Origin of the sequence: Fibrella forsythiae, from assembly GCF_017353175.1 — a bacterium.
GTDB classification, from domain to species: domain Bacteria; phylum Bacteroidota; class Bacteroidia; order Cytophagales; family Spirosomataceae; genus Fibrella; species Fibrella forsythiae.
Genome location: NZ_JAFMYW010000014.1, coordinates 39,439 through 46,110, shown reverse-complemented (window position 1 = coordinate 46,110; position 6,672 = coordinate 39,439). Strand labels below are relative to the sequence as shown.

6 protein-coding genes are annotated in these 6,672 nt (G+C 54.6%); all 6 read left to right on the top strand.

Annotated elements, in window-relative coordinates:
- Window positions 1-262: hypothetical protein (locus J2I46_RS30130; RefSeq protein WP_207332823.1), on the top strand; the 262-nt coding region annotated here is incomplete at its 5' end.
- 172 nt (window positions 263-434) lie between these two features.
- Entirely contained in the window at window positions 435-809 is a 375-nt protein-coding gene (locus tag J2I46_RS30125; protein ID WP_207332822.1) for a LytTR family DNA-binding domain-containing protein, read from the top strand.
- A gap of 112 nt (window positions 810-921) precedes the next feature.
- Window positions 922-1,194, top strand: coding sequence for a hypothetical protein (locus J2I46_RS30120; RefSeq protein ID WP_207332821.1), 273 nt, complete (start codon window positions 922-924; stop codon window positions 1,192-1,194).
- 124 nt (window positions 1,195-1,318) lie between these two features.
- Entirely contained in the window at window positions 1,319-1,837 is a 519-nt protein-coding gene (locus J2I46_RS30115; RefSeq protein WP_207332820.1) for a hypothetical protein, read from the top strand.
- A gap of 327 nt (window positions 1,838-2,164) precedes the next feature.
- Entirely contained in the window at window positions 2,165-4,561 is a 2,397-nt protein-coding gene (locus J2I46_RS30110; protein WP_207332819.1) for a TonB-dependent receptor, read from the top strand.
- A gap of 48 nt (window positions 4,562-4,609) precedes the next feature.
- A complete protein-coding gene (locus J2I46_RS30105; protein ID WP_310589129.1) occupies window positions 4,610-5,836 on the top strand; it encodes a DUF4249 domain-containing protein in 1,227 nt (408 codons plus the stop codon).
- Window positions 5,837-6,672 lie beyond the last annotated feature (836 nt).

Here is a 6,672-nt window from a genome sequence, read left to right as displayed (position 1 = left end):
ACCCCCCCAGGTTTACACCGATGCCTTTATCAAGGCGCTTTTGATTCGCCTTGATGGCAGTAAGGCTACGTTTGTGATTTTTCCCTGGGATAGCCCCCACAAGCGCAGTAAGATGTTTGGCTACTTCCAGCGGCGGGTCAGGGCCCAGGAGGGCGGGCGCTTTCGCAAGGTGCAGTTCTACGATAAGCGCGACGGGGATCGGCTGGTGGGGGAGATGGACGCCCTCTACCGTTACACGGGAGAAGTAGCCAGCTGGGTGTAGCGCGCAAAAAAAGCCCGGCTGCGTCACCACACGCTGGCCGGGCAAAAGTCACTCTTAGAAGAACAAAGATACATCCATTTGCCATTGGCACAAGAACACCCGGCTAGGCTTATCCACCGCCTGGCTTTCCCGTGCTGGGCTGCTGGCTTCGCCAGTCATTGTCTCTTCTTGAATGAGCATCGTTACGCCTTCGCCTACTCCCCTGCCCGGCCTGCACCTGCGCGGGCTGGGCAGACCTTTGCCCATCAGCCAGATCGTGCGTTTTGAGGCCGATGACAACTACACCCGCATCTACGTGCGGGGTCAGGTTCATCCCTTGCTGTATGCCTACACGCTGGGGGTGATGTGCCAGCGGTTCCCCTTTATGGCCCGCATTACGCGGTCAGCAGCCATCAATCCCCAGCACGTGCAGGCCGTTACCCAGCAGGGACTGGAACTGCGCAATCACCCCCCGGTGTGGCTCTCCCGGCACTATCTCAAGCGCCTACCCGCCGAGCTGAGCCGTGCGCGTCAAGTAGTTGACAGACAGGTGTGTAGTGAACCGTGATGTAACGCGCCTAAAGTTATTGTGATGTAACGAAAGCGGTGATTTAGATTCGTAGAGCGGTGTCAGTCAATCTCGCTGCTGCCCGTCTTCCAGCTAACTCGCCTCTTTTTTTATGCCTTCAGTATCCCCAACCCCCGCTTTTACCCAGGCCCTCTCAGCGCTCTGCCGCCAGCACGGGTATGATGAGTTTGTTACTACCAGCTTTGAGCCCGCCACGGGTCAGCTGCTGATCGCCGCCGGGCCAAGTGTCAGTCAATTAACCCCCGCCATGCAGGCCATCCTGGAGGGCTGCCAATCCATCCGGGCCACCTACCAGGATCGCCACCGCTCCATTGAGGAGGACGACGAGGAGGACTACCCCGATGAGCCCTACGATCTGGACTAAGCCGATCTTCCCCAGGGCGCTTTTCAGGTCAGAACTATCACAGCGTGAGAGTGGTGACCTGTCAGCCCCCCTGAAGCGATCTTAGTTTTATCCTAGTCTTGAATCAGCCCCGCTTTTGGTTTCTATGTCCTCCTCTGCTTCTTGCCGCAGTCTGTCGCTTCCCGTCACCCCCCTGGTCAAACGCATCATCCTGGCTTCTACAAAGGGTGAAGCTCTGTTTGTCTCTCGCGAGCAGCGCAAGCCCTTCAATCCCTATTCGGCCTATCTGTTTGCCCTGCTTCAGCGCGAGCGCCGGGCCGCCGATGGGCAGGCGATGGCCGATGAGGCGCTTACCGAAAGCCTGGCTATCCAGATCCCCGAGTGGCAGATGCGCACGGGGTGCATTGAAGGGATTACCCCGGCGCGGGCGGTGGCCTTCAACACCTTTGTGACCAATTCGTTTCGTCAGCGTTTGCGCGAGGAGATCGAGTTGCGGATCGAGTTCAGCAAAAGCCTGAAGCAAGCCACTGAGCTGGCCCTGGCCCGCTGGGGCGTAGATGAGGATACTTATCCGTTGAGCGCGGCGATCCGCCACTACACCCGCCACCGGAGTGAGAGCAGCGGGACGACAGATATCTCTACTGATTCATTAGCTATTGCCTGAGTCTACAGTAAGCGTTTGTTGCCAAGTTGCGTGTAATGTGGTAGAGGACCGCTCCGTTGGGGCGGTCCTCTTTTTTGGACCGGTAGCCAGGCGATCTAACGGGCGGGACGGCTGTGTGCGGCGCTGCTTAGCGCCCTGACAATTTGGTCGCTTCAGCGAGCGTCCCGCTTCGCCAACTGCGTGAGACGCAGTCTGGTTATGATTACCCTTCTGGCGGACCCGGTCCTTAGGGGTTCAGATTGCCCCTCGCTTTTACGAAATATATTCTTATTTAAAGGATAATTTGTGTAAATAGGTGCCTTATCCTGGTCAAGTCTGCGCCCATCGATGCCTCAACGTCTACTGATTAGCTTGCTGTTCGTTTGGTGGAGCAGTCCCCTGCTGGCTCAAACGGCCTATACACTCTCGGGGATCGTTCGGGATTCCGCCAGCAGACTACCCCTCGTCCGAGCGGCCGTGGTGCTGGATTACGAAAAGTTCACGACCGGCACGTACACCGACAGCCAAGGACACTTTTCCATCTCTCTCCGCCTGGGCCAGCATGTTGTCGTCGTTCGAAGCCTAGGCTACGTGCCGTTCCGTACCACGTTGCAGCTTCAGGAAAACCGCCACTTAACGATCGATCTTCCTTCACTATCCAGCCAGATGGAAGAGGTCGTGGTGACCAGTAAAGGATATGACCGCCATACTAGCCAGCCGCTGCTTGGGGTGAGTCAGCTCAATATCGCAACGCTCAAGAAGATGCCAGCCGCCCTGGGCGAGGTAGACATTCTGCGGAGTCTGCAACTGCTGCCGGGCGTCACCAGTGTGGGCGAAGCGGCCAATGGGGTCAATATCCGGGGAGGCACTACCGATCAGAACCTTATTCTGTTGGACGATACACCCATCTTTAATCCTACGCACATGTTCGGTTTGTTCTCGGTCTTCCCCGCCGATGCGGTGGGAAGCCTGGATTTATACAAAGGAAACGTACCAGCTCGGTACGGTGGCCGGGCGGCTTCGGTGCTGGAGATCACCCTGCGCAATCCGGACCTGAATCAATTCCGGTTATTGGGTGGAGTGAGCCTGGTGGCCAACCGGCTCACCCTGGAGATGCCCCTGGTGAAGCAGAAGCTGGCGCTGTTGGTGTCGGTCAGGGGGGCCTTCAACGACTTTCTGTTGCGGGCCGTCTCACCCCGGTTTGATGACATCCGGGCCAAATTCGGCGACGGAACCGCCAAGCTTTTCTGGCGGGTCAACCAAAAGAATACAGTGACGGCGACGGGCTACTACAGTCAGGACTTGTTTCAGACCAATCTACTGGGAAGCCTGGCCAATGTCAACGCGGTCAATACCCAGTATGCCCAGCAAACGGCCAATGGGCTGGTTCGTTGGTTTCACGCTATCAATGCCCGGCTTAATGTGCAAACGACTGCCTTAGTGGCCCGTTACACGCCCCTTATCTTATCGACCGAAGACAGTACCGGCAATCAGGTGGTGCTCAAGCAGTCCCTCTTGCAACGGCAGATCAAATCGAACCTGAACTACCAGCTCGATAACCAAAAGATCGAGCTGGGCGTCAGCGGAATCCAGTACCGGCTGAATCCGGGCGAACTGGTCCCGGGCAACAGTCCGGCCGTTACCTACCAGAAGACGCCTGCCGAGCAGGCGCTGGAGCTAGGCATTCACGCCGAGGACGAAATCAGTTTATCCAACAAACTGGCCGTCTCGGCGGGCCTTCGTTACACCCATTTTTTAAACCTGGGGCCATCGGTCGTGCGGCGGTACCGCAGCGGCGAGGTGGCCGACGCCACTACGATGGTGGATTCAACCGTTTACCGGTCCGGGCAGGTAACCAACCAATACGGCGGTCTAGAACCCCGGCTTGGTATACGCTACGCCTTAACACCCAATGCATCTCTCAAGCTGGGCTATAACCTGATGCGGCAGTATTTGCAGGTGATCACTAATACCACGACCCCCTTGCCTACCTCACGCTGGAAAACGGCGGATACTCATATTCAACCCCAGGTAAGCCAGCTGTTTTCGGTGGGCTATTTCCGAAACTCAAAAAGCACTATTTTTGAGCTGTCTGCCGAGGCGTACTGGCGCAGTACGCAGCATATTCTGGACTATAAACCGGGTGCCGATTTTCTCTTACAGGCCTATCCTGAAGCCCAGCTGCTACCGGGGAGGAGTAAAGCCTATGGTCTGGAAGTCATGGTGGCCAAAAAGAAGGGTGAATTGACGGGCTGGATCAACTACACCTTCTCCCGCACGCTAAATCAGGTGGCCGGGGGCGTTGATCCCCAGCAGCAAATAAACCGGGGGGACTGGTACCGGGCCAATTACGACCGCCCCCACAGTTTAAACATGAGCCTGACCATCAACCAGGGACGAACGCACAGTTTCTCATTTACTTTTTCCTATAGCTCGGGTCGGCCCTACACGGCACCGGAAGGCTTCATTCGCTACCAGGATAGAACCTATCCCTACTATAACGAACGCAATCAATACCGGTTACCCGACTACCACCGGCTGGATTTCGCCTGGAATATCTACAACCCCAGCATGAAGAACCGGCGCTGGCAGGGCCACTGGACCTTTACCGTCTACAACCTGTACGGCCGTAAAAACGTCTATTCGATCTTCTACCGCACCGAAGGACAGGCGACTAATCCCTACCAACTAAGCATCTTTGGCGCTCCTATTCCCAGCTTGACTTACAATTTCGAGTTTAAATAATCTGACAGCGTTATGCGGCATTTCTTGCTTGTCCTAATGAGTTGCCTGGTGTGTTGCTTGGGTCTTGCCAACTGCGTTGACCCGGCTGATCTTCTACTTCGGGGTACCCTGAACGTGGTGGTCATTGATGGCACCATTACCAACTTAGTCGAGCCGCACGTTATTCTACTGAACCGCTCTACCGCTGATCCGTTGACTGGGTTACCAGGGTCAGTGCCTATCACCAAAGCCGTCGTAGAAGTAATAGTCGATTCGGCGAAGGTGGTTTTGGCTCACGAAACCCTGGACGGGCACTATCACCTGCCGAGTGACTTTGCCGGTGAGATTGGGCATGCCTATCAACTTCGGGTTACCTTAGCTGGCGGCGCTCGCTACGTGTCTACTCAGCAAACTATGCCATCGGTACCGCCTATTGCCAGGGTGAGAGCTCAATTCAATCCGACAAGTTTGCCTCAAAATCAGCGGATCAATAATTTCTATGCCGCCGCTCATGAGGTCTACATCGATACGCAGGATCCGCGTAGTCAGGCTAATTTTTACCGCTGGGACTGGAAACTCTGGGAACAACAGGAGTGGTGTCGAACTTGCGTACAGGGGCAATATTCAATCAATAAGGTACTGACGTTGATCTCGGGCAACGGCCTTGAGTACTATCAAACGGGCGATTCCTTATTTGAAGACTGCTTCTATCCGCGGCCTTCCTCCATGCAGCCCTCTTTACCGTTCTTCGTTTATGATTATAAATGCCGAACCCAGTGCTGGGCAATCCTGCACAGTCATGAGCTGAACGTCTTTGCGGACACCTATAGCAATGGGGGACTGATCTCAGCCCGCAGAGTAGCTCAAATTCCGTTTTATCAGCGTGCCCCCTGTTTGGTTGAGATAAGGCAATCGGGCCTAACGCCCACTGCCTACCGATTTTATAAACAATTTCAGGACCAGACGCAAACCAATGGCGGGGTGGCGGATTCGCCGCCTAGTGTTGTTGTCGGCAACATAAAGAACGTAGCCGATCCGCAGGAAAGCGTGGTTGGGTTTTTCACGGCTTCGGCCGTATCGACGAATCGCTACTGGTTAGACCGAAAGGACAGCCAGGGAATCCCTCCGGGCCTGTTCATGGCACTGAACGACCGGGAGCCTACTCCGGAACCATCTTTTCCAGCCGCTCCAGCTATCTATATTATTACGACCAGAGCCGACAAGCCCCCTTACACGGCAGTTTGCTCACCAACCGATAGCCGGACGCCCTTCAAACCAGACGGTTGGCGAGATTAAATTTGTAACGGAACAACTATACTATTGTCAGCACCCGGTTGACAAGTTGTATAAGTGATGTTATGCTAGACTACTCACTGGGTCTTATCGTTCATTTTTCTAATAAACAGGTTGGGGGCGGGTAAGCAAAAAGACAAAAAGAGTGCACTTCCAAAAACCCAAGAGGGAAAATAAGCGGGTTGAAGCCAACTCCACAAAGCGATGATGGCAAAGGGCACTGCCAAATAACGCGCTATGTTGGCGAGACGAATTTTATACATACAGGTAGTTTTAGACTGGTCTTTAATTAACCGTAATGCTTGCAGTCGTTGAGCCAACAAGATACAACGCCAGTGACAAATTTAAACGATTAGGTGAACAGGCCCTAGTTTTACAAACGTACGACGTTGGTAGTACCGCTGTAAAATCAGCTATCGCCAGGCCTGTCAACACCCTTTGATGTCACCCCTTGGCCGAAACGCGGTTACTACAATTGGCTGGTTGTTGCTCGCCTAGACCTGCCCTTCCCGCTGACAGTGAAGGGCCAAAAAGCGGGCTAAACAAGGCGTTTTCAGCCTGTTTTACCGCCGGTTTGACGACCTGGTGAGCCAGTGTATTTCCCACAAAAGCCAGGTCAGCAGTGGATCTTCCGACTTTTCTCCCCAAAAAAACGGCCAACTCGCTCATTATAAGCCAACTAAGCCCAAATTCTTCGCTCACTTAGTGCCAAATCCCAGACAGGACCCCGCCACGCACTACCGAGCCATTACAATTGTACTTGCATTTCCCGGTGATATATGATCGGGTGGTTACATCGGGGGCTAACCGTTGCCTCACTCATCCAGTAGTGACCGGTT